General features: G+C 31.9%; 20 protein-coding genes and 1 tRNA gene. 12 read left to right on the top strand and 9 right to left on the bottom strand.

The features are described 5' to 3' along the window. Positions 1 to 33 precede the first annotated feature (33 nt). Together ACM55G_RS01910 and ACM55G_RS01905 are read right to left on the bottom strand one after the other, a co-directional pair. Positions 34 to 1521 (bottom strand): GH3 family acyl-acid amido synthetase, encoded by a 1488-nt coding sequence (locus ACM55G_RS01910; protein ID WP_416842212.1) that lies wholly within the window; start codon positions 1519 to 1521, stop codon positions 34 to 36. 76 nt (positions 1522 to 1597) lie between these two features. Further along, positions 1598 to 2104: a peptidase gene (locus ACM55G_RS01905; protein ID WP_416842211.1), complete on the bottom strand. Its 507-nt coding sequence runs from the start codon at positions 2102 to 2104 to the stop codon at positions 1598 to 1600. 213 nt (positions 2105 to 2317) lie between these two features. Between ACM55G_RS01905 and tatA the strand changes: the two genes are divergently transcribed. Continuing rightward, positions 2318 to 2494 carry a twin-arginine translocase TatA/TatE family subunit gene (tatA, locus tag ACM55G_RS01900; protein WP_416842210.1) on the top strand — a complete coding sequence of 59 codons (177 nt, stop codon included), beginning with the start codon at positions 2318 to 2320 and terminating at the stop codon, positions 2492 to 2494. A 43-nt stretch (positions 2495 to 2537) separates the two neighbouring features. Here tatA and ACM55G_RS01895 read toward each other — a convergent pair whose 3' ends face one another. Beyond that, positions 2538 to 4661 carry a Tex family protein gene (locus ACM55G_RS01895; protein ID WP_416842209.1) on the bottom strand — a complete coding sequence of 708 codons (2124 nt, stop codon included), beginning with the start codon at positions 4659 to 4661 and terminating at the stop codon, positions 2538 to 2540. Positions 4662 to 4781: 120 nt separating this feature from the next. Between ACM55G_RS01895 and ACM55G_RS01890 the strand changes: the two genes are divergently transcribed. Continuing rightward, a complete protein-coding gene (locus ACM55G_RS01890) occupies positions 4782 to 5060 on the top strand; it encodes a DUF1294 domain-containing protein (RefSeq protein WP_416842208.1) in 279 nt (92 codons plus the stop codon). A gap of 7 nt (positions 5061 to 5067) precedes the next feature. Here the strand turns inward: ACM55G_RS01890 and rpiB are convergent, their stop codons facing one another. Beyond that, on the bottom strand, positions 5068 to 5496 hold the full coding sequence (gene rpiB, locus ACM55G_RS01885; RefSeq protein WP_416842207.1) for a ribose 5-phosphate isomerase B: 429 nt from the start codon (positions 5494 to 5496) through the stop codon (positions 5068 to 5070). 722 nt (positions 5497 to 6218) lie between these two features. Beyond that, on the bottom strand, positions 6219 to 6452 hold the full coding sequence (locus ACM55G_RS01880; RefSeq protein ID WP_416842206.1) for a DUF2007 domain-containing protein: 234 nt from the start codon (positions 6450 to 6452) through the stop codon (positions 6219 to 6221). 119 nt (positions 6453 to 6571) lie between these two features. Between ACM55G_RS01880 and rnr the strand changes: the two genes are divergently transcribed. The 3 genes from rnr to ACM55G_RS01865 are packed head-to-tail and all read left to right on the top strand — an operon-like array spanning position 6572 to position 10150. Next, positions 6572 to 8764, top strand: a complete 2193-nt coding sequence (rnr, locus tag ACM55G_RS01875; protein ID WP_416842205.1) for a ribonuclease R — start codon at positions 6572 to 6574, stop codon at positions 8762 to 8764. 4 nt (positions 8765 to 8768) lie between these two features. After that, positions 8769 to 9434, top strand: coding sequence for a head GIN domain-containing protein (locus ACM55G_RS01870; protein WP_416842203.1), 666 nt, complete (start codon positions 8769 to 8771; stop codon positions 9432 to 9434). Positions 9435 to 9472: 38 nt separating this feature from the next. Beyond that, positions 9473 to 10150, top strand: coding sequence for a LysE family translocator (locus ACM55G_RS01865; protein ID WP_416842201.1), 678 nt, complete (start codon positions 9473 to 9475; stop codon positions 10148 to 10150). 251 nt (positions 10151 to 10401) lie between these two features. Here ACM55G_RS01865 and ACM55G_RS01860 read toward each other — a convergent pair. Both ACM55G_RS01860 and folB read right to left on the bottom strand, forming a co-directional pair. Beyond that, positions 10402 to 10472 (bottom strand) — tRNA-Cys (locus ACM55G_RS01860). Positions 10473 to 10576: 104 nt separating this feature from the next. Next, positions 10577 to 10936: a dihydroneopterin aldolase gene (gene folB / locus ACM55G_RS01855; RefSeq protein ID WP_416842200.1), complete on the bottom strand. Its 360-nt coding sequence runs from the start codon at positions 10934 to 10936 to the stop codon at positions 10577 to 10579. Positions 10937 to 11043: 107 nt separating this feature from the next. Here folB and ACM55G_RS01850 point away from each other — a divergent pair, with 107 nt between their 5' ends. The 4 genes from ACM55G_RS01850 to ACM55G_RS01835 all read left to right on the top strand — a co-directional run bounded on the left by ACM55G_RS01850 (position 11044) and on the right by ACM55G_RS01835 (position 14478). After that, positions 11044 to 13146, top strand: coding sequence for a glutamine--tRNA ligase/YqeY domain fusion protein (locus tag ACM55G_RS01850; protein WP_416842199.1), 2103 nt, complete (start codon positions 11044 to 11046; stop codon positions 13144 to 13146). Between the two features lie 307 nt (positions 13147 to 13453). After that, positions 13454 to 13786, top strand: coding sequence for a YtxH domain-containing protein (locus ACM55G_RS01845; RefSeq protein WP_416842198.1), 333 nt, complete (start codon positions 13454 to 13456; stop codon positions 13784 to 13786). A 41-nt stretch (positions 13787 to 13827) separates the two neighbouring features. Further along, positions 13828 to 14178 carry a competence protein gene (locus ACM55G_RS01840; RefSeq protein ID WP_416842197.1) on the top strand — a complete coding sequence of 117 codons (351 nt, stop codon included), beginning with the start codon at positions 13828 to 13830 and terminating at the stop codon, positions 14176 to 14178. Positions 14179 to 14181: 3 nt separating this feature from the next. Further along, positions 14182 to 14478, top strand: a complete 297-nt coding sequence (locus ACM55G_RS01835; RefSeq protein WP_416842196.1) for a DUF6327 family protein — start codon at positions 14182 to 14184, stop codon at positions 14476 to 14478. Between the two features lie 29 nt (positions 14479 to 14507). On the opposite strand, the gene ACM55G_RS01830 is transcribed toward ACM55G_RS01835, so the two are convergent. Continuing rightward, the gene (locus ACM55G_RS01830; RefSeq protein WP_416842195.1) at positions 14508 to 15494 is read right to left on the bottom strand and encodes an SPFH domain-containing protein; all 987 of its coding nucleotides are present in this window, start codon (positions 15492 to 15494) and stop codon (positions 14508 to 14510) included. Positions 15495 to 15572: 78 nt separating this feature from the next. On the opposite strand from ACM55G_RS01830, the gene ACM55G_RS01825 reads away from it, so the two are divergent. Beyond that, entirely contained in the window at positions 15573 to 16214 is a 642-nt protein-coding gene (locus tag ACM55G_RS01825; RefSeq protein WP_416842194.1) for an outer membrane beta-barrel protein, read from the top strand. An 84-nt stretch (positions 16215 to 16298) separates the two neighbouring features. On the opposite strand, the gene gltX is transcribed toward ACM55G_RS01825, so the two are convergent. Further along, complete coding sequence (gene gltX, locus ACM55G_RS01820) at positions 16299 to 17810, bottom strand: glutamate--tRNA ligase (protein ID WP_416842193.1); 1512 nt, start codon at positions 17808 to 17810, stop codon at positions 16299 to 16301. A gap of 273 nt (positions 17811 to 18083) precedes the next feature. Between gltX and ACM55G_RS01815 the strand changes: the two genes are divergently transcribed. Together ACM55G_RS01815 and ybeY are read left to right on the top strand one after the other, a co-directional pair. Continuing rightward, entirely contained in the window at positions 18084 to 21386 is a 3303-nt protein-coding gene (locus ACM55G_RS01815) for a hypothetical protein (protein WP_416842192.1), read from the top strand. Next, positions 21383 to 21802 carry an rRNA maturation RNase YbeY gene (gene ybeY, locus ACM55G_RS01810; protein WP_416842191.1) on the top strand — a complete coding sequence of 140 codons (420 nt, stop codon included), beginning with the start codon at positions 21383 to 21385 and terminating at the stop codon, positions 21800 to 21802. The genes ACM55G_RS01815 and ybeY overlap by 4 nt, the downstream gene beginning before the upstream one ends. The last annotated feature ends 129 nt before the right edge of the window (positions 21803 to 21931 follow it).

Raw genomic sequence — 21931 nt, 5'->3', positions numbered from 1 at the left:
TATTATATTTTCTAAAACTCAAATGTAACCCTTTTATTTTTTGTTTAATAAATCCACAATGGCTCTGTCATTAGAAAGTCTGGGAATTTTATTTTGTCCGCCCAGCTTGCCTATCGACTTCATGTACTCCTGAAAACCGTTTTTGGCCACTTTCGTAATCACAACTTTTCGCAATACGTGTCCCACGATCAAATCATCATAATATACGTTTTGCTTTCTCATGGCATTGTCTATCGCTTCCGCAAAAGTAACGGGGTCTTCTGGTTCATTCTCAAATTCGAGGAACCATTCGTGATAAGGCAATCCTTCGGTTGGTGTGATTTGAGGTGCAACGGTGAATTCATTTATCCTAATATTAGTTCCAATCATTGCTTCTTGCAACGCACATTCTACTTCTTTTCCAATGACATGTTCTCCAAATGCCGAAATATAATGCTTGATTCTTCCCGAAACAATCACGCGATAGGGTTTCAATGAAGTAAATTGAACGGTATCACCAATATTATAGCCCCAAAGTCCCGCATTAGTAGAAATAATCAATACATAATTCACGTTTAATTCTACCTCACCAATGGTATACCGTCTTGGTTTTTCGGTATAAAATTCGTCTGACTTAATAAATTCATAAAAAATTCCAGAGTTCAAAAGCAGTAACATGCCACGCTCCTTTTGAGAATCCTGATACGCAAAAAAACCTTCTGAAGCAGGAAATAGCTCAATGCTGTCTACTTTTCGACCAATTAAATTTTCGAATTTGGCGCGATACGGCTCATAATTAACGCCTCCGTAAATAAACAAATTGAAGTTTTTGAAGATTTCTCCCACTGGCTTCCCTCCCTTTTGCTGTAATTTTTCAAAATACATTTGTACCCAAGATGGAATCCCTGAAATTACCGTCATGTTTTTGTTGAATGTCTCTTCGACAATCGCATTTACTTTGGTTTCCCAATCTTCAATACAATTGGTTTCCCAAGAAGGCATGCGGTTTTTTTGCAGGTATTTTGGAACAAAGTGAGCTACAATTCCAGATAACCGACCCAACTTAATCCCGTACTTTTCTTCCAGAATTGGGCTTCCTTGCAGGAAAATCATTTTTCCGTCAATAAAATCTGCATTTCCTGTTTCATGGATGTAATGCAAAATCGCATTTCGAGCCGCTTCAATATGAAAAGGCATGGATTCCTTGGTCAACGGAATATATTTAGCTCCAGATGTTGTTCCCGATGTTTTTGCAAAATACAAAGGTTTCCCTTTCCAAAGAATATTTTCAGCGCCTTTTACCACCTTATCAACATATGGTTTTAACGCTTCATAATCCCGAACCGGAACCTGATTCGCAAAATCGGTACTTGATTTTATAGTATCAAAATGATGATCGATTCCAAATTGTGTTTCCTTAGCTTCTTTTATTAACTGCAGTAAAACTTTGTTTTGGGTTGGAACAGGATTAGTGGCCCAAGCCTGAGTTTTTTTATAAATTTTAAGTGCAAATAGTTTTGCGGCAACTGATTTTATTGACATTTCTTAATTTATATTTTGATTTTTTGAGCTCTAATAAGACTCCCTTTTCACTTTAAATGAACCTATTTTACTGTTTTTATTTTTGGCTCCTTCCCTTCGGGGAGGCTGGGAGGGTATTCTTTTCTTCATTCTCCACTTGTGCTCTTAATTCCATTTCCTTTTTAGAAGCAGATAAATTTATTGGAGGTAAAACTTCTTCAGTTGCTGCAAGGATGGAATCTTTATTGAATTTTGCATATTCCAATTCTCCCGTTAATACTTTTTGAATGGATTTGATGTAGGCTTCATTTTTCTTTAAAGCAAACGACAAAGAATCTGCTTTTATAGCCAATTGGGTGGCATCTTTTTTAAGTTTAGAAGAAGAATACCCCGGAATAAATTCCCGTAAAGGCGTAAAAGCAATAATAAATGTAGTAATCGTTATTATAATTATTGCACCCAAAGTAGCGAATACAAAAATATTCATCAATGTGAGTTTTAACGAAAAAGTTTCTTCAAAAGTGTCTTCGTTTAGAACTATTAAACGTCTTTTATTGAATAAATTTTCTTTAAGTTTTTTTCGTTTCTGTCTTTTCTTGGACATACAATTTGATTATTGAACAAATATAATCAATTTATAGTAGGGATTGTATTAGTGTCCTTTGATCCTGTTTTATGAAATGTAAATTTGATTTAATAAATTTTTAACGTTATTGAAACCAAATAATTGCCTTAAAATGAATTCATATCAACTTATTCTAATTACATTTGTAGACAGTTTTATTACAAATTTGCTTCGGCAATAAATTATTCAATCATGGGAAGAATAGGTGTTACAGAAATCCTTGTTATATTGGCAATCGTTTTATTACTTTTTGGAGGTAAAAAAATTCCAGAACTAATGAAAGGCCTAGGAAGCGGAATTAAAGAATTCAAAAACGCAGCCAAAGACAATCAGCCAGCTGATAAAAAAGAAGAAGAAGAAATAAAATAAAAAAAGGCTTTTCATAATTTGAAAAGCCTTTTTTTTATTTTATTTAAATAATCATCGTCAACTGAATGCGTTTTCTATCTTCATCCACTTCAGTTACTTTTACCTGAACGTGTTGGTGTAATTTTACGACTTCGTTTACATCGCTTACAAAACCTGCTTTGAGTTGCGAGATGTGAACCAAGCCACTTTCTTTTACTCCGATATCAACAAAACAACCAAAATTGGTAATGTTATTGACAATTCCTGGCAAAATCATTCCAGATTTTATATCTTTTATTGTTTTTACATTGGGGTCAAATTCGAATACTTTTGCTGATTTTCTTGGGTCTAATCCTGGTTTTTCGAGTTCTTTTATTATATCTTTTAAACCTAGTAACCCTATTTCTGGCGTAATGTAATTTTCTAGTTTTATTAAAGCCGTTTTTTCTTTGTTGGCAATTAAATCATGCACAGTTAATTTCAAATCTTCGGCCATTCTTTCTACAATTCCATATGCTTCCGGATGCACTGCTGAATTGTCCAAAGGATTTTTAGCATTTGAAATTCGGATAAATGCAACCCCTTGTTGATAGGCTTTTTCTCCTAAACGCGGCACTTTTTTGAGTTGTTTTCGGTCTTGAAAAGGACCATTTTCAGATCGATATTGCACAATATTTTCGGCTAGCTTCTCTCCTATTCCACTCACATAACCCAACAAGTGTTTACTCGCCGTGTTGATGTTTATCCCAACAGAATTTACGCAGCGAATGACCGTATTATCTAGTTCCTCTTTTAACTTGTTTTGGTCCACATCGTGTTGGTACTGGCCTACGCCAATGGCTTTCGGATCAATTTTTACCAATTCCGCCAATGGATCGCTCAATCGCCGCCCGATAGAAACCGAACCACGAACCGTAACATCATAATCGGGAAATTCCTCTCTTGCAATTTTTGATGCAGAATAAACGGATGCACCAGCCTCAGAAACGATAAAAATTTGAACCGGTTTGTCGAAAGCTATTTTCTTGATGAAGAATTCCGTTTCTCTAGAAGCTGTTCCGTTTCCTATGGAAATCGCATCAATTTTATATGAATTCACCATCGAGCGGATTTTTTTCATTGCCATGGCTTCCTCTTTTTGAGGCGCATGCGGATAAATCGTTTCATTGTACAACAAATCGCCTTTTTCATCCAGACAAACTATTTTACAACCACTTCTAAATCCTGGATCAATCGCCAAAATTCTTTTTTCACCCAAAGGAGGTGCTAATAATAACTGTCCAAGATTATTTGCAAAAACCTGAATAGAATTGGCATCAGCCTTAGCTTTTGCCTCTTGCAAAGTTTCATTTGAAATTGCCGGATTTAACAATCGTTTGTAACTATCTTCGATGGCTAATTGTACGTGAGGTGTTGTACTATTTGAGTTTTTTAGAATTAAAGCATCAATAATAGCATAGGCTTCGTCCGTATCGACTTCGATTTTCATTTTCACAAAACCTTCATTTTCGGCACGAAGCATGGCCAACAAACGATGAGATGGTATTTTATTTAACGGTTCGGACCAGTCGAAATATTGATCAAATTTTTGTGCTTTCTCATCCTCTTTTTTGGTCTTTACAACCTTTGTTGTAATTGTGGCTTTCCGTTGATACAATCTTCGAAGTTGTTTTCGAACGTAAATATTTTCATTAATCCATTCGGCAATAATGTCTCGGGCACCTTGTAAAGCGGCATCTTCATTAATCACATTTTCATTCAAAAATTTGGTTGAAATAAAATCTATTGCATCATTATTTTGTGTCATGATGATTTTTGCCAAAGGTTCTAATCCGTTTTCACGAGCAACATCAGCTTTCGTTTTTTTCTTCTTTTTATAAGGTAGATAAAAATCCTCTAGTTCCTGTAAATCAAAACTTTGCTGTATTTTATTTTCTAATTCCGGCGAAAGTCCATTTTGTTCTTCAATGGATTTTAAGATCGCTTCTTTTCGTTTTACAATCACTTCATATTCTTTTTGAAGTTTTGCAATTTGTTCTATTTGCACTTCATCAAGATTACCTGTTGTATCTTTTCGATACCGGGAAATAAACGGAATTGTACAATCCTCTTGTAATAATTGAACGGTTTTCTGTATATTAATTGCTGCTGTTGGAACAGTTTTAGCTATAAATTGTATATTGGTCATCCTCTAATTAGATAATTTTAAATATTTTAATATTGAAAATGTTTAATTAGAAAAAAATGAAATTGTCTAATTAATTTTTCAGCTAAAATAATAGCTTTAAACTTGAAATTTATATCATTTATGACTTTATTATATAGTTTTTTAACGTTGAATATTTTAGCTTTTATAATTACTGCTTATGATAAACGTTTGGCTATTGATCATAAAAAAAGGATTTCCGAAGAAACCCTTTTAACATTTGCTGCTGTTGGTGGTACAATTGGTTCGGCATTAGCCATGTATATTTTCAATCATAAAACTTCTAAGAAATACTATCTTTTTAAGTTTTACAGAATTGTAATTATCCAAATTGTAATTGCTGTTGGATTATTTTATTTTTATGAAAAGATATTCCTTTAAATAATTATTAACAGCTAATTTTATCTACTCTTGTTTGGTGTCTTCCACCTTCAAATTCTGTGTTCAGGAACGCTTCCACCATTTCTACTGCTTGTGGGATTGAAGTATAACGCGCAGGAATACTGATAATATTAGCATCATTATGCTGACGGGCTAATACTGCAATTTCTTTTATCCAGCATAAAGCAGCACGTACTTGAGACTGTTTATTTACTGTCATAGAAATTCCGTTACCGCTTCCGCAAATTACAATTCCAAAATCAGCTTTCCCTTCAGAAACATCTATAGCAACCGGACGTCCAAAATCAGGATAATCTACACTATCTGCAGAATCAGTTCCGTAATTAGTTACTTCATGTCCTTTTGCTTTAAGCATTTCAACGATTGCTTTCTTGTATTCTGGACCAGCGTGATCGTTTCCTATGGATATTTTCATTTTTACTATATATAAGTTGTGTGGTGCAAATTTAAATAAAGAAATTTAGTTTTATTGAATTTAAATCTCGCTTTCTTTAATAGCATAACTCAATTCAAATAAGTCTTTAAAAATCAAAGTAAAATAGATGCTATAACTATCAGAATAATATTTGATTATGCTTTATTAACAATTCTAATGAATATATAAGTAACTGTTAATCAATGTGTTTTTTATATTTAAAATGTTAATTTTTTACATTGTTAATAGTAAAACACAATCACTTGATATTCAGTTAACTTTAAATTAACAAAACATGTTCATAACTTTGGATAGAATATTAGAAGTTTTTTTTGGTTCTAACTTTAAAATAACTAATCCAAAACCCACATTACAAATCCTAATTTTGTTTGATGAATTTTTGGAATAGTTATCATTACAAAAAAAGAGTTTATTAACAAAAATTCAAAAATACTTATTTACAAAATCAATTCTATTTGAATTATTAACCATTGTTAATTAAAATCTAAAAACAACTTAAAACTAATCCTTTACCCTAAAACAGCATTGTTGATAAGTCAGTATAACAACTTTAAACTTCATTTCAATACCTTTAAAAATAAATTTATTGTAGCTATTAACAAGCTATAATAACAACCAAAAAATAATTTAAATTTAATTTTTCTTTTTGTTTATATTAATATATGTTGACAACTTTGAAAAAATAAAACTTTCAAATTGAATTAAACGATGGTTAGATTGTTATTCAAACGATCTAAAATTTGCTGAACCTTTTCAAAATCGTTTAAATGTACTTTTAACTTAATTCCGCCTAAAGCATTCGAATAAAAAGGAGCAACGGATAAAGTCATTTCATTTTCAAAAAAATAAGAAATTCCCTCTTGATCTAAAATATGTTTTAGAACAATAATTTCATGCGAATAATTAAAACTTGCAATTGTTTGAAAATCTTCCATTTTGATTGTTTTTATAAAGATACAACTATTCTGTAAAGTTATATTTTCTTTAAAACTGTTAGCCGGTTATTGATAACGATTAACTATTTCGTAATTTTATACGCTATAAGAAAAGATGTATGAGTAAAAGATTAAGAAAGCCGATCAAAAAAGAGAAAGATTTCTCTGATAAAATATTAAAAATATTGTCTCAAAGTGCTAATAAAGCATTCAATTATAAACAAATAGGAGCAAAACTGGAACTTGATGATACCCAAAGTAGAAATCAAATTATAAAAGATTTGAAGATTCTTGCTTCTCAAGATAAAATTATAGAATCAGAACCTGGAAAGTATTTAGTAAAAGCGGTAAGCAAAGACTATTACGAAGGTAAGATTGATATGACAGGTCGTAAAACAGCCTATTTTGTTTGTTCAGAGTTAGAAGAAGATGTCTTCATTCCCACCAATAATTTAAATCACGCTTTAGATAAAGATATTGTAAAAGTTTATGTTTACAATCGAAGAAAAGGGAAACGACCTGAAGGCGAAGTAATTGAAGTAATTGAAAGAAATAAAACCGATTTTGTTGGTGTAATTGATATTCAAGCTAATTTTGCTTTTGTTTCTACTGCAAATCCAAAAATGTATACTGATATTTTTATTCCAAAAGATAAATTAGGCGAGGCAGAGCAAGGAGATGTAGTTTTAGTTCACATCGAAGATTGGCCAGCCAGAGCGGATAGTCCTTTTGGTTCCGTTATAAAAGTTTTAGGGAAACCAGGAGAACACGATACAGAGATTCATGCTATACTTGCTGAATATGGCTTACCAGCTGAATTTCCTATTGAAGTTGAAACCTATGCCCAAAAAATAGATACATCGATAGAAGCAAGTGAAATTGCCATACGTCGTGACATGCGCGATACATTGACTTTTACCATTGATCCAAAAGATGCCAAAGATTTTGATGATGCCTTATCATTTAAAAAATTAGAGAATGGAAATTACGAAATTGGTATTCATATTGCCGATGTTTCGTATTATCTTGAAGAAGGAACCATTCTTGATGATGAAGCGTATCAAAGAGCGACATCCGTTTATTTAGTAGATAGAGTAGTACCAATGTTACCTGAAGTATTATCAAATTTTGCTTGTTCGTTGCGTCCAAATGAAGAAAAATATACGTTTTCGGCTATTTTTGAAATCACTGAAAAATCTCAGGTAGTGAATGAATGGTTTGGTCGAACTGTAATTTTTTCTGATCAACGATTCTCATATGAAGAAGCGCAGTATATCATAGAAACGAAAGAAGATGTGATTCCGGAAGAAATTTCGATTACAGGAAGTTCGTATCAAGTTTCTAATGAAATTGTCTCAGCGACTCTAAAAATGGATGAATTAGCTAAAATTTTTAGAAAAAGAAGAATGGCCGATGGAGCCATTTCTTTTGATAAAGTGGAAGTAAAATTTAATTTAGATGATGCAGGTGAACCTCAAGGAGTTTATTTTAAAGTTTCTAAAGATGCCAATCATCTGATTGAAGAATTCATGCTTTTGGCCAATAAAAAAGTGGCAGAATTCATTGGAAAACAAAAGAAAACCTTCATTTACAGAATCCATGATGAGCCAAATGAAGATAAATTAATTGCCATGCAAACGGTAATTGCTAAGTTTGGTTACAAAATTGATTTCCGTAATAAAGGCGATATTTCTAAATCATTGAATGCTTTGATGGAAGAAGTAAATGGTAAAAAAGAACAGAATTTAATTGATACTCTTGCGATTAGAAGTATGAGTAAAGCCAAATATTCTACAGATAACATAGGACATTACGGTTTAGCTTTTGATTATTATTCCCATTTTACATCGCCAATCCGTCGTTATCCAGATGTAATGGTGCATCGATTATTACAGCATTATCTGGATGGTGGAAAATCAGTGGATGAAGAAACATATGAAACTAAATGTGTTCATTCTTCCACAATGGAAGGTTTAGCTACTAATGCTGAACGGGATTCTATCAAATACATGCAGGTAAAATACATGCAAGATCACCAGGATCAAGAGTTTTTAGGTGTTATTTCTGGTGTGACGGAATGGGGAATTTATGTAGAGATTATAGAGAATAAATGTGAAGGAATGTGTAGAATACGCGATATAAAAGACGATTATTACACCTTTGATGAAAAACAATATGCACTAACTGGCGCAACTTCTGGTAAACTATTACAATTAGGAGATGAAATTTACGTTAAAGTAAAAAATGCCGATTTAGTTAAAAAACAACTGGATTTTAATTTTTTAAGAAGAATTGAAGAACCAATTAAATAAAAAAATGAAAAAATTAGGGATTATTGCCTTTGTATTTTTAAGCCAAATAACAAATGCACAGGTAAGTAGAAATTTAGGAGATTTTGATGAAGTAAAAGTATTTGATAAAATTAATGTAAAATTAATTTCATCCTCAGAAAATAAAGTGGTCATAACTGGAGATAGAGCAGATGAAGTTGAAACGGTTAATAAAAATGGGGAATTAAAAATAAGAATGCCTTTTCCACAATTATTATCAGGCAATAACATTATAGTAAAATTGTTTTTTAATAGTATTGAAAGTATTAGTGCAAGTGAGGGAAGTTCTATTTCAAGTGAAACTGATTTTAAGCAAACGATGTTGGATTTAAATGCAAAATCAGGAGCAACGATAAACATTAAAATAGATGTTGAGAAAGTCAATGTAAAGGCTAGTGCAGGTGGAATAATCAATGTATCAGGTAAAGCCACAAATCAAGATGTAGTCATTACTTCTGGTGGAATTCTAAAAGCAACCAATTTACATACGACTCAAACATCAATAAGCGTTGCTGCAGGAGGAAAATCTGAAATCTATGCCACTACATTGGTTAATGCAAAAGTGAAGGCCGGAGGCTCTATTTACATTTATGGTAAACCAAAACAAATTAATAAAGAAGTTTTCATTGGTGGAACAATCCTAGAAAAATAATAGTTTTGCATTTCTATTCATATAAATTTTAAATTTTAATGATAAACGATATTTTATCCGGTATTCCTTGGGGAATTTTTTTAAGTTTTATGGTTGGTCCCGTATTTTTTATATTACTTGAAACTAGTATTATAAAAGGATTTAGAGCTGCTTTAGTTTTTGATTTAGGAGTTGTTTTAGGAGATATTGTTTTTATCGCAATTGCTTATTTAGGTAGTTACAGGTTAATCCAAAGTTTAAAAGATAAACCTGCCCTTTTTATTTTTGGTGGAATCTTGATGTTAGTTTATGGTATAATTTCTTTTGTCAGGCTAAAAAAAGAAGAAAAAATAAATACAGAAGCAATAGACAATGAGATTATCAGAAAGAATTATGGAAGTCTTTTTATAAAAGGATTTTTCTTAAATATTATCAATATTGGAGTACTTGGTTTTTGGCTGGCTATTATTATTTCAGTAGGGCCAAAATTAGAAATGCAAACGTCCAGAATGATTACTTTTTTTATCAGTGTAATACTTTCTTATTTATTAATTGATTGTATTAAAATAGTACTAGCCAAACAATTAAAAACTAAATTAACACCTACTAATATTCTTAAAATTAAGAAAGGAATCAGCATCGTGATGATGATTTTCGGAGTGGTTTTGATCACACAAGGATGGTTTCCAAAAGAAAAAGAAATGGTTAAAAATGCATTTGAGAAGATTGAGAAATAAGTAAAGGTATTTTTGTTTTAAAAAATAAAAAAAGTCTAAATCTGATAGAAAAATTCAGATTTAGACTTTTTTTGTAACAACTGAATAATTATACTATTTGTTTTATGAACTCATATTCTCTATATGTTTAAAATTCGAAACCATTTAAGGAATATAAGTTCATTAAAGTTTTAGAAGAGTAGTATTAAATTCTATATTTTTCTTAAAAATTAGACATAAAAAAAACCTCCAAATTGCTTTGAAGGTTTTAGAGGCATCGTCCGGATTCGAACCGGAGTAGGAGCTTTTGCAGAGCCCAGCCTAGCCGCTCGGCCACGACGCCGTAGTTGAACGGATGGCAAAAGTAACTAAAAAGTTTAAAGTTTAAAAGTTTAAAGTTTAAAAATTTCAAAAAATATTTCGTAAGCCCTTTAAAACGTTTTTAATTTAACTTCTATATTCTTCCATTTCTATTGTAACCGCTTCGACATCACCACCTATAGGAGGATTCAATTTTGAAACACTCAGAATAACTCTTGAAATTTCTGGAACTTCTTTCATAATTCTGGCAATGATACGCTGTGCAACATTTTCTAATAAGTTAGCTCTGATAGCCATTTCTTCAACCACAATTTGGTTTAACAACACATAATCAACTGTATCAGCCAGGTTATCGCTGATGGAAGATTTCCTTAAATCTGTTTTTACTTTTAAATCAACTGAGTAATCAGAACCAATTTTTCCTTCTTCAATCAAACAACCGTGGTAGGAGTAGGTTCGGATATTTTTTAATTTTATAAATCCCATTTTTTAATTTTTTGTTCAAAATTTTTTAGGCTTAAAGCTATCTCTGGTCAACTTTAAACAGTAAATTTTAAACCATTTATTTATCTTTGCTAAAATTAAACAAAAAAATGTCAACCGAAGAAAAATCACTCCATTTTATAGAACAAATCATTGAAGACAGTTTATCCAATGGTTTCCCACAAGATAAATTACGTTTTCGTTTTCCGCCGGAGCCTAATGGGTATTTACACATTGGTCACGCCAAATCTATTTGCTTAAATTTTGGTTTAGGATTAAAGTACAATGCGCCAGTTAACTTGCGTTTTGATGATACTAATCCCGCCAAAGAAGAGCAGGAATATGTAGATGCTATCAAAGAAGATTTGAAATGGTTGGGTTTTAATTGGACTGAAGAATTGTATTCATCAGACTATTTTAAGCAGTTATACGACTGGGCGGTTGCCATGATTAAAAACGGAAAAGCATATATTGACAGTCAATCTTCTGTAGATATGGCGGTTCAAAAAGGAACGCCAACACAGCCTGGAGTTGATGGACCCTATCGAAACCGTTCGATTAAAGAAAATCTTACTTTGTTCGAAGGAATGAAAAATGGAGATTTTCAGGAAGGAAGTCATGTTTTACGTGCCAAAATTGATATGAAATCAACTAATATGTTGATGCGTGATCCATTAATGTACCGTATTTTGCACCGTCATCATCATAGAACCGGAAATGATTGGAATATCTATCCCATGTATGATTATGCACATGGAGAAAGTGATTATATAGAGCAAATTTCGCACTCTATATGTACACTTGAATTTGTGATGCATCGGGAATTATACAATTGGTTTTTAGACCAGATTTATGATGAATCAAAAGTAAGGCCACATCAACATGAATTTGCTCGTTTGAACCTGAATTATACGGTAATGAGCAAGCGAAAACTATTGCAACTGGTTCAGGAAAATATTGTAAATGGTTGGGACGATCCCAGAATGCCAACTATTTCAGGATTGCGTAGAAGAGGCTATACAGCTGCTTCTATTCGTAAGTTTTGTGATATTATTGGTGTTGCCAAAAGAGAAAATGTTATTGATTTTTCACTTTTAGAATTTTGTTTGCGGGAAGATTTAAATAAAACGGCGCCAAGAGTTATGGCAGTTTTAGATCCAATTAAATTAGTAATTACTAATTATCCTAAAGATAAAGAAGAATGGTTAGAAGCCGAAAATAATCAAGAAGATGAAAGTGCAGGATTTAGAAAAGTACCTTTTTCGAGAGAATTATACATTGAAAGAGATGACTTTTTAGAAGAAGCTCCTGCTAAATTTTTCCGATTGAGTTTAGGCAGAGAAGTACGTTTAAAAAATGGCTACATCATCAAAGGAGAAAGTGTTGTAAAAAATGCTGCAGGAACTATTACTGAAATTTACGTGACTTATGATGAAGACAGTCGCAGCGGAAGCGGGAGTGAAGCCAGTCAAAGAAAAGTGGCTGGAACCTTGCATTGGGTTTCTATAAAACATGCAATTGAAACGGAAGTTCGTTTGTATGATCGCTTGTTTATTGACGAAGCACCAGACAGTCATAAAGAGAAAAATTTCTTGGAGTTTATTAATCCTGATTCGTTACAAATTGTAAAAGGATTTGTAGAACCAAGTTTGGCAACGGTACAATCCGATGAGAAATTCCAGTTTCAACGTTTGGGTTATTTCAATGTTGATAAAGACACAACCGAAGGTAAAATTGTCTTTAATAAAACCGTTGGATTGAAGGATGCTTGGGAAGAAAAAGGCAAAAAAGAAGAAAATTTATTGATGAATACTCAAAAAGAAATCAATAAATATGTAAAGGAAAAAGATGAAAAGAGTGCTAATTTAATATTGAATACGATTATTGAAAACATAAAAAGTATTGATAACTATAGTTTAATTATTCAGACTATTGTTAAAAATATTAAGAATGATAATAACTCGTTGTTGTTTTCTAATTTAATTTTACATCATTCAGATAAAGTACACGTTAAAGATATTGAAGAAGAATCTTTGACAAAATTATACACGATGTCATTAAAAAGTCAAATGGCTGCCGTTAGAATTTTGGCAATTCAGTATTTACAAAATGATTTGAATAATTTCAGTCTTTTCGAAATTCAGCTTTCAGAATTAAAAAAGAATGAAAAAAACGAAAAAGTTTTGGAATTATTAAACGAACTAAAATTTTAGAACTAAATCTACGGTATAGATTTTATTGATTAAAAGCGTCTTTTGTAAGGCGCTTTTCTTATGATTGTTATTTAGTATTACAATTTTAAATTATCATAATAATTATCAATTAAAACGGCTTTAATAAATCATATTTAAAGCCTTTTTTTAAGATTTATGACTTCTTATACAGCTGTTAAAGATTCGTTTCAGTAGCGGGTTTCATTTCGTTTTTTAGAGTTATTCAAAATAAATTAACGGCTTGTTAACAGCTATATGTTAAATAAAATTTGTAATTTTAGATTATTAACAATCAAAAATCAATAACATGTCGAATAACGCAGGAAATACATTAATTGCTCTATTAACGGGTGCAGTGATAGGAGCTGGGATAGGAATTTTGTTTGCTCCTGATAAAGGTTCCAGAACAAGAGAAAAATTTAAAGATGGTTACGATGATGCTAAAAAAGGTTTAAAAGATAAATTCGATAGTGCATCAGATGAACTAAGAAGTAAACTTGCTTTTACTAAAAATTATGATTTACAAGAAACATACGATGATTTGATTTCGAATGTAAGTCATAAAGCGGAAGATGTAATTTCTTTTTTAGAATCAAAATTGACTGAATTGAAAGAACAGAATGCTAAGTTTCAAAAATAATATTGGTTATTTTTTCTAATTGGTATTAAAAAAATAAAATTATGGCTTTTGAAGAATTAAAAGAAAATACGGAAAATATACAAGAGCAAGTTCAAGCTTTCATTGAAAGCAATGTTTCTTATTATAAATTATGGGGTTTTAAAGTAGCAATGAAATCTACTACCATGATTCTTAAGTTTACATTGATTTTTTTGTGTTTTAGTATGGTTTTATTATTTTGTTCTGTAGCGGGTGCTTTAGCAATTGGAAATTATTTAGATTCGTACTGTTTAGGATTTTTAATTATAGGAGGAATATACCTTTTGTTAACAGGTCTTTTATTTACAATTAGAGATAAATTTTTTGAAGGATCAGTACTAGAAAAATTTTCTGAAATATTTTTTAACGACTAAATTATGGAAACCAAAAAATATTCTTCCTACGCTCAAATTGATAGGGAACTAGAAATTTTGAAAATTGAAAAAGAAATCAGTTATCAAAAACTCGTTTTCGGAATTAAAAAAACCAAGGAGAGTTTTACTCCGCAAAATATTGTAAGTGGAGTTATAGGTTCCTCTTTACATGCTTTTTCTGGAAATTATGGAACGCTAATTAATCTGGCAATTCCATACGTTACGAAAGCTATTCCATTTGTTTCGAAAGCAGTTCCGTTTATTAAAAATTGGTTATCAAATAGAAAAAGAGGCAATTAAGCCTCTTTTTATTTAAAACAATTCAAATATTATATTTCTATTTCAGGATTTTCTGGAGGTTGCGGAGCTTGATAACTAGTATGTTCCTGAGTTTTTAGTTTTGCCTTTCTGTTGGTTTTCTTCATCATTTCGCCCACTTGATTTGATGCAGAAAATGAAGCTACCATATTATTCAGCATATCACTTCCGGCTTGAGGAGAATTGGGCAATAAAATCAAATTGGAGTTAGTGTCTGCGCCAATAGCTTGCAAGGTATCATAATGTTGCGTAACCACAATCAAAGCCGAAGCTTCCTGAGAGTTTATACCAACCTTATTTAAAACATCAACACTTTCTACCAAACCTCTGGCAATTTCACGTCTTTGGTCAGCAATACCTTGTCCTTGTAGACGTTTGCTTTCTGCTTCTGCTTTAGCTTTGGCAACAATTCTAATTCTGGATGCTTCTGCTTCAAATTCTGCGACAGTTTTTTCTCTGTCGGCAGCATTGATTCTGTTCATCGCATTTTTCACCTGAATATCAGGATCAATATCGGTTACCAATGTATTGATGATCGTATACCCATAAGTGGTCATTGCTTCGTTTAATTCTCTTTTTACAGCTACAGCGATATCATCTTTTCTTTCGAAAACATCATCTAACTTTAGTTTTGGAACTTCGGCACGAACCACATCAAATACATACGAAGTGATTTGATCGTGTGGATATTCCAATTTGTAAAAAGCATCGTAAACGGTTTCTTTTACAACCATAAATTGAACTGAAACTTTCAGTTTAACAAAAACGTTGTCTTTGGTTTTGGTTTCGATGATCACATCTAACTGTTGGATTTTTAGATTAACACGTCCGGCAATTCTATCAATTAAAGGAATTTTAAGTTGGAGGCCTGATTGTCTAATACTTAAAAATTTACCGAACCGTTCAATAACAACAGAGGTTTGCTGCTTGACAGTAAAAAAGGAGGAAAGTAAAATAAATAACGCAAATACAATAAAGATAATCAACGGAATGTCCATAGTATGAATAAATTAGTTAAAAAATTAGGGTTAAATTACAAAAAATCTTTAGGTTTGCCTTTGTTTAATTTAAATTTTATGAAAAAGATATATATTACTTTAGTTTTTATTTTAATTAGCATAACTGCTTTTTCACAATATGGATACAGAGATTCGAACAGAATTGGTATCAGTTTTGGTGTTAATCAATTAACGATGAGCACTACTAATTTCCAGACTAAACCTGGAATAGGATGGAATGCAGGACTTTCTATGCGAGGAAATTTTTACAATAATTGGGACATGGTTTACGCAATGCAGTTCAGCGAAAATAATTTTTCAGTAGCCACAAAAAACTTTTTTTCAGTAAATGAAGATGTAAATTATAAACTGCCTTCTGCTCAAATAGCATTGCAATTAAGTTATAAATTGATCGAAAATCATTTGAGTGTTGAGTTTGGACCTTTGGTTCAAGTAAACGGAAAGTTTAAAATTGACTCTAATAAAGAAAATAACAACATTTCTGGAACCACATTATTAGCCAAAGATATTATAGATATTTCAAAGTTTAATTTTTATCCAACAGTTGGAATAACTTTTGGCGTTCGCCATTTTAGGGCTGCTATTTCGTATCAATATGGAATCAATAATATGCTGGGTAATTTGAACACTAAAAATTTAGGAGTAAATTTCAAAGGTAATCCGGGAATTATCAATGGAGATTTGATTCTTTATTTATAAAAAAAGATTCCAATTCAGATTGAGGTTTAGAAGCTTTTTATCATTAAACCCTTTCAGAGTTTTAAATTCTGAAAGGGTTATTTTTTATAAAGTAGCTATAGCTTTTTGAATTCTGTTAATCGTTTCTTCTTTTCCAATTACTTCAACGATATCAAATAGGTGAGGACCTTTCAATGCACCAACTAAACTCAAACGAAATGGTTGCATTACTTTACCCATTCCAATTTCGTTTTTCGTCATCCAATCTTTTACGATGGTTTCGATATTCATTGAAGTAAAATCAGTGATTTCTTGTAAAACAGAAATTAATTCTTGCATCAATGTTGGTGTTTCTTCCTTCCAGTTTTTCCGTGCTTTTTCATCATACGATTTTGGTGACATAAAAAAGAAATCACTTAATTCCCAAAATTCAGAGACAAAATGGGCTCGTTCTTTAATTAAAGAAACAATCTTTGTCAGTTCTACTAAAGAATAATATCGGTTAACATTCTTAGATTCGACAATAGGAGCAAAGGATTTCGCCAAATTGATATCTTTTTGTTTAACCAAATATTGGTGATTGAACCATTTGTTTTTTTCTGGATCAAATTTAGCTCCAGCTTTGTGAACTCTTTTTAAATCAAATGCTTGAACTAATTCTTCCAGCGAAAATAATTCTTTTTCTGTTCCATCATTCCAACCTAATAAAGCTAAGAAGTTAACAACTGCTTCTGGAAAAAATCCTTTTTCTCTGTACCCTGAAGAAATACCTTCGGCTGTTTTCCAATCCAATGGAAATACAGGAAATCCCATCTTGTCACCATCACGTTTGGATAATTTTCCGTTTCCGACAGGTTTCAGAATCAATGGCAAATGTGCAAATTGGGGGGCTTCCCAACCAAATGCTCTGTACAATAAAACGTGTAAAGGCATAGAAGGCAACCATTCTTCACCACGAATTACGTGTGACGTTTCCATTAAATGATCATCTACAATATTAGCCAAATGATAGGTTGGCATTCCATCGCTTTTAAACAATACTTTATCATCTAAATGACTCGTTTCAAACTTTACGTCTCCACGAATGATATCATGTAAATGCAAGGTTTCGTTTACAGGAGTTTTAAAACGGATCACATAAGCAGCACCATCAGCAATTCTTATGGCAGTTTCTTCAGCAGAAATAACTAAAGAAGTATCTAGTTTTTCTCTGTTGTGGTGATTGTATATAAAAGTATTTCCTTGTTCTTCTTCTAATTTTCTTTCTGCGTCTAACGCTTCTGCGGTATCAAAAGCATAATAGGCATTACCGGAATTGATTAATTCATCCGCATATTGTTGGTACAAATCTTTTCTTTCGCTTTGACGATAAGGACCAAATTTTTCGTTTTTTGCAATAGTTTCATCTGGAGCAATTCCTAGCCATTCTAGTGCTTCAATGATATATTTTTCGGCTCCTGGAACAAAACGGTTTTGGTCAGTGTCTTCAATTCTTAGAAAGAAAACACCATTGTTTTTTTTGGCAAACAAATAATTGAATAATGCGGTACGTACTCCGCCAATATGTAATGGTCCAGTTGGACTTGGTGCAAAACGCACACGAACTTGTTTAGACATTGCTGTAATTTTTTTGCAAAGATAAGAAGTTCTTTTCGCCATGAAGTCACAAAGACACAAAGTTGTTTTTTATTTAATTTCTACATAAGGTATATCAATACAAATAGTATACGATCTTAAATTCCATGTATTGTTTAATTTTTTGTAAACTTTAGCTACTTTATGGTTAAGCAGTAAATCTAATTAGCCACGTTTTTTTGATTATTGTATTTTTAACATGGACTGAATTTAAAAATGGTTACTTTTATTGGTTATAAAAACATGTTGTAAATTTTGGAGCACTCAAATATTATTTATCAGAAATTGGAAGCTTTTATCAGAAAGTTTTACACGAATGAATTGATACGGGGAATAATTTTCTTTATCGGTTTAGGATTGTTGTATTTTCTATTCACGCTTTTTGTTGAACATTTTCTTTGGCTCAAACCAATGGGAAGAACGATTTTATTTTTTGGTTTTGTGGGCGTTGAAGTGTATTTATTGTCTCGATTTATTTTATTTCCAATATTTAAATTATTCAAACTCCAAAAAGGAATTAATTACAAACAGGCATCGGCTATTATTGGAAATCATTTTACGGAAGTGAGTGATAAGCTGACGAATTTTTTGCAATTGGTAGATTTGGATAATCATCAAAATAAATCGGAATTGCTTGTGGCTTCAATTGAACAAAAAGCGAACTCGTTACAACCTATACCTTTTGGCAATGCCATTAACTTCAATACAAACCATAAATATTTACCGTTAGCACTAATTCCTGTTTTATTCTTTGCTTTCTTTTATTTTTCCGGTAACAGTAATGTGATTTCGCAAAGTTTGAATAGAGTAGTGCATTTCAATTCGGTCTTTTTACCGCCGGCTCCTTTTAAGTTTCGGGTTTTAAATTCGAATTTACAAACAGAACAAGGAAAAGATTTTATACTTCGAGTTAAAACTGAGGGTAAAATTGTTCCGGAAAATGCGATGATTTTTATTGGTGACGAAAGTTACTTTATGGAAAACTCAAAAGGAGGGGAGTTTGAATTTAAAATTATAAAGCCTACTGAAGACATTTTGTTCCACGTGGAGGGAAATGCCGTTTCTTCATTGGATTATGTATTGAAAGTGATTATGGTTCCTTCGATAGCTAATTTCGAAATGCAATTGAACTTTCCGTCTTATTTGAATAAAAAACAGGAGAACATCAAAGGAACTGGTAACGCCATTATTCCCGAAGGAACGCGTGTAACTTGGAAAATGGATACACAAGCCACACAAAAAGTGGATTGGATGGACGAAAAGTCTAATTTTCCTTTTTCGAAAACAGATAACACTTTTACTTTATCTAGAAATATATTTCAAAACACAGATTATCAAATTCTTACTTCAAATAAAAAGGTAAAAAACTACGAAAAACTGAATTATCAGTTTACTATTGTTAAAGATCAGTTTCCTGCGATCACGGTAGACAATGCGCCGGACAGTTTGAAGGTGGGTAGGAACTATGTATTAGGACAAATCTCCGATGATTATGGATTGTCTAAACTTCAGATTGTGTATTATGAAAGAAATAAACCAAAGCTTGTCAGACGTGGAACAATTGCTGTTAAAAAAGCTGCAGTCGATCAATTTGTATTTTCGTTCCCAAGTAATCTTCTCGTAGAACAAGGTGTTTCGTATGAATATTATTTTGAAGTGTATGATAACGACGCTATTCATCATTTTAAAAGCACAAAATCTTCGGTTTTTTCCATTCGTGTTTCTACAGATGAAGAGAAAGATGATGAAATTTTGCAACTGCAAAATGATAATATTAATGGTTTAGAAAAGTCGTTAAAAAACCAAGACAAACAAATTGTCGAAATTGAAAAATTACAAAAAACAGGTAAAGAGAAAGAAAATCTTGAATTCAAAGACCAACAGAAAGTAAATGATTTTATCAAACGTCAAAAGCTACAAAATGAAATGATGAAACAGTTTGCGGAGAAAATGAAGGATAATTTAGATAAATTTAAAACCGTTAAAAAGGACGAATTAAAAGAAGAGTTAGAAAAGCGAATGGACAAAGCCGATAAAGATTTTGATAAAAACCAAAAATTGTTGGATGAATTAAAAGAGCTGAATGATAAAATTAAAAACGAAGAGTTGCTTTCCAAATTAGATAAGTTTAAACAAAACAGTAAAAATCAAATTAAAAATTTAGAACAATTAGTCGAGTTAACCAAGAAGTATTATGTCGAAAAGAAAGCGGAACAATTAGGCGATAAATTAAACAAACTTTCTGAAAAGCAAGATAAATTATCGGATGACGAAAAGGAAAACAAACTGGACAAACAAGAAGATATCAATGCTGATTTTGACAAGATTCAAGAAGATTTAAAAGATTTAGAAAAGGAAAATGAAGAATTAAAATCACCTATGGATCTGCCTAAAGATGATGCTAATGAAAAAGGTATCGATGAAGATTTAAAGAAAGCCTCTGTGGAATTAAAGAAGGATAATAAAGCAAAGGCTAAGGCAAATCAAAAAAGCGCTTCGAAAAAGATGAAAGAGATGGCGTCAAAGATGGCAGAAAGTTTGGAAGGGAATGAGAAGGAAGAGCTGCAAGAGGATGTTGCTATGTTGCGACAAATTCTGGATAATTTATTGGCATTTTCTGTATCACAGGAAGATTTAATGAATCAGTTTAAAGGGCATAAAGCGGGTTCTCCAGGTTATAATAAAAACATTAAAATCCAACAAGATTTAAAACAGCAGTTCAAACATGTGGATGACAGTTTGTTTGCCATGTCTTTAAGAAACCCTAAAATTGCTGAAGACGTGACTAAAGAAGTTGGTAATGTCCATTACAATATTGACAAATCTTTAGAGAGTTTATCCGATGCTCAAGTTCCTAAAGGATTATCCCATCAGCAATATTCTATAGCTGCTGCCAATAAATTAGCTGATATGCTTAGCGATATGCTTAACACGATGCAATTGTCATTGTCTGGAATGGGTTCAGGAAAGCCAAAATCGGGTCAAGGGCAGGGAATGCAATTGCCAGATATTATAAAAAAACAGGAAGGTTTAGGGGAGAAGGTGAAAGAAGGAATTAAGAAAGGTCAAAAACCCGGTGATGGTCCAAAAGGGGAAAGCGGTAAAGAAGGAAAACCGGGTAAAGGTGAAAGTCAGGATGGCGAAGGAGAAGGAGATGCCCAATCCATAATGGAGATTTATAAAGAACAAAAGCAGTTGCGAGAAGCTTTGGAAAACGAATTTATTAAACATGGGATGGGCGGCAATGGACAAAGTACTTTGGATCAAATGAAGCAAATCGAAAAGCAGTTATTAAACAAGGGATTTAAAAATGAAACGCTTCAAAAAATTCTTAATGTGAAGCAGGAATTATTAAAATTAAATACAGCTTTACAGCAACAAGGAGAAGAAAATAAACGCCAATCAGAAACCAATAAAAAGGTGTTTAATAATCAATCTAATGCACTGCCAGCTGCTTTATTAGATTATTTGAATAGCATAGAAATATTAAATAGACAATCCTTACCTTTGCGCTCGAATTTTAATCAAAAGGTTCAAGAATATTTTAATAAAAAATGATCAATTTTAATTACGAAACCGACTTTACCTTAGACAACGAAGAAGCAGTTGCTACTTGGTTGACTACTGTTATTATTTCAGAAAACAAGAAAGAAGGAGAGATAAACTACATCTTTTGCGACGATGAGTATTTGCATAAAATCAATTTAGAATACCTTAATCATGACACATTAACGGATATCATTAGTTTTGATTATTCGTTGGGGAATGAGTTGAGCGGCGATATTTTTGTTTCAATCGAAAGAGTAAAGGACAATGCTGTTGATTTCAATGTTCCATTTGAAGATGAATTGAAACGTGTTCTGGTTCACGGAGTTTTACACTATTGTGGATATAAAGACAAAGGGGATACTGATGAATTATTGATGAGAAATAAAGAAGATGAAAAGCTAGTGTTGTTTCACGTGGAACAATAGTTTTGCTTTTAGAAAAAAGGTCGTCGTGTTTCACGTGGAACATTTTTACAGTCGACGAAAGTTACAACGCAATGTTTCACGTGGAACAAAACAATAAAATAGATTTCAAAATTAGAATCCGGAATACAA

The organism is Flavobacterium algoriphilum, from assembly GCF_048158655.1.
Lineage (GTDB): Bacteria > Bacteroidota > Bacteroidia > Flavobacteriales > Flavobacteriaceae > Flavobacterium > Flavobacterium algoriphilum.
This window is presented reverse-complemented; position numbering and strand designations above follow the sequence as displayed.

Excerpts from the sequence above, each read along its gene's own strand:
- ACM55G_RS01910 (WP_416842212.1), bottom strand. The coding sequence starts at position 1,521 with ATGTCAATAAAATCAGTTGCCGCAAAACTATTTGCACTTAAAATTTAT.
- ACM55G_RS01905 (WP_416842211.1), bottom strand. The coding sequence starts at position 2,104 with ATGTCCAAGAAAAGACAGAAACGAAAAAAACTTAAAGAAAATTTATTC.
- tatA (WP_416842210.1), top strand. The coding sequence starts at position 2,318 with ATGGGAAGAATAGGTGTTACAGAAATCCTTGTTATATTGGCAATCGTT.
- ACM55G_RS01895 (WP_416842209.1), bottom strand. The coding sequence starts at position 4,661 with ATGACCAATATACAATTTATAGCTAAAACTGTTCCAACAGCAGCAATT.
- ACM55G_RS01890 (WP_416842208.1), top strand. The coding sequence starts at position 4,782 with ATGACTTTATTATATAGTTTTTTAACGTTGAATATTTTAGCTTTTATA.
- rpiB (WP_416842207.1), bottom strand. The coding sequence starts at position 5,496 with ATGAAAATATCCATAGGAAACGATCACGCTGGTCCAGAATACAAGAAA.
- ACM55G_RS01880 (WP_416842206.1), bottom strand. The coding sequence starts at position 6,452 with ATGGAAGATTTTCAAACAATTGCAAGTTTTAATTATTCGCATGAAATT.
- rnr (WP_416842205.1), top strand. The coding sequence starts at position 6,572 with ATGAGTAAAAGATTAAGAAAGCCGATCAAAAAAGAGAAAGATTTCTCT.
- ACM55G_RS01870 (WP_416842203.1), top strand. The coding sequence starts at position 8,769 with ATGAAAAAATTAGGGATTATTGCCTTTGTATTTTTAAGCCAAATAACA.
- ACM55G_RS01865 (WP_416842201.1), top strand. The coding sequence starts at position 9,473 with ATGATAAACGATATTTTATCCGGTATTCCTTGGGGAATTTTTTTAAGT.
- folB (WP_416842200.1), bottom strand. The coding sequence starts at position 10,936 with ATGGGATTTATAAAATTAAAAAATATCCGAACCTACTCCTACCACGGT.
- ACM55G_RS01850 (WP_416842199.1), top strand. The coding sequence starts at position 11,044 with ATGTCAACCGAAGAAAAATCACTCCATTTTATAGAACAAATCATTGAA.
- ACM55G_RS01845 (WP_416842198.1), top strand. The coding sequence starts at position 13,454 with ATGTCGAATAACGCAGGAAATACATTAATTGCTCTATTAACGGGTGCA.
- ACM55G_RS01840 (WP_416842197.1), top strand. The coding sequence starts at position 13,828 with ATGGCTTTTGAAGAATTAAAAGAAAATACGGAAAATATACAAGAGCAA.
- ACM55G_RS01835 (WP_416842196.1), top strand. The coding sequence starts at position 14,182 with ATGGAAACCAAAAAATATTCTTCCTACGCTCAAATTGATAGGGAACTA.
- ACM55G_RS01830 (WP_416842195.1), bottom strand. The coding sequence starts at position 15,494 with ATGGACATTCCGTTGATTATCTTTATTGTATTTGCGTTATTTATTTTA.
- ACM55G_RS01825 (WP_416842194.1), top strand. The coding sequence starts at position 15,573 with ATGAAAAAGATATATATTACTTTAGTTTTTATTTTAATTAGCATAACT.
- gltX (WP_416842193.1), bottom strand. The coding sequence starts at position 17,810 with ATGTCTAAACAAGTTCGTGTGCGTTTTGCACCAAGTCCAACTGGACCA.
- ybeY (WP_416842191.1), top strand. The coding sequence starts at position 21,383 with ATGATCAATTTTAATTACGAAACCGACTTTACCTTAGACAACGAAGAA.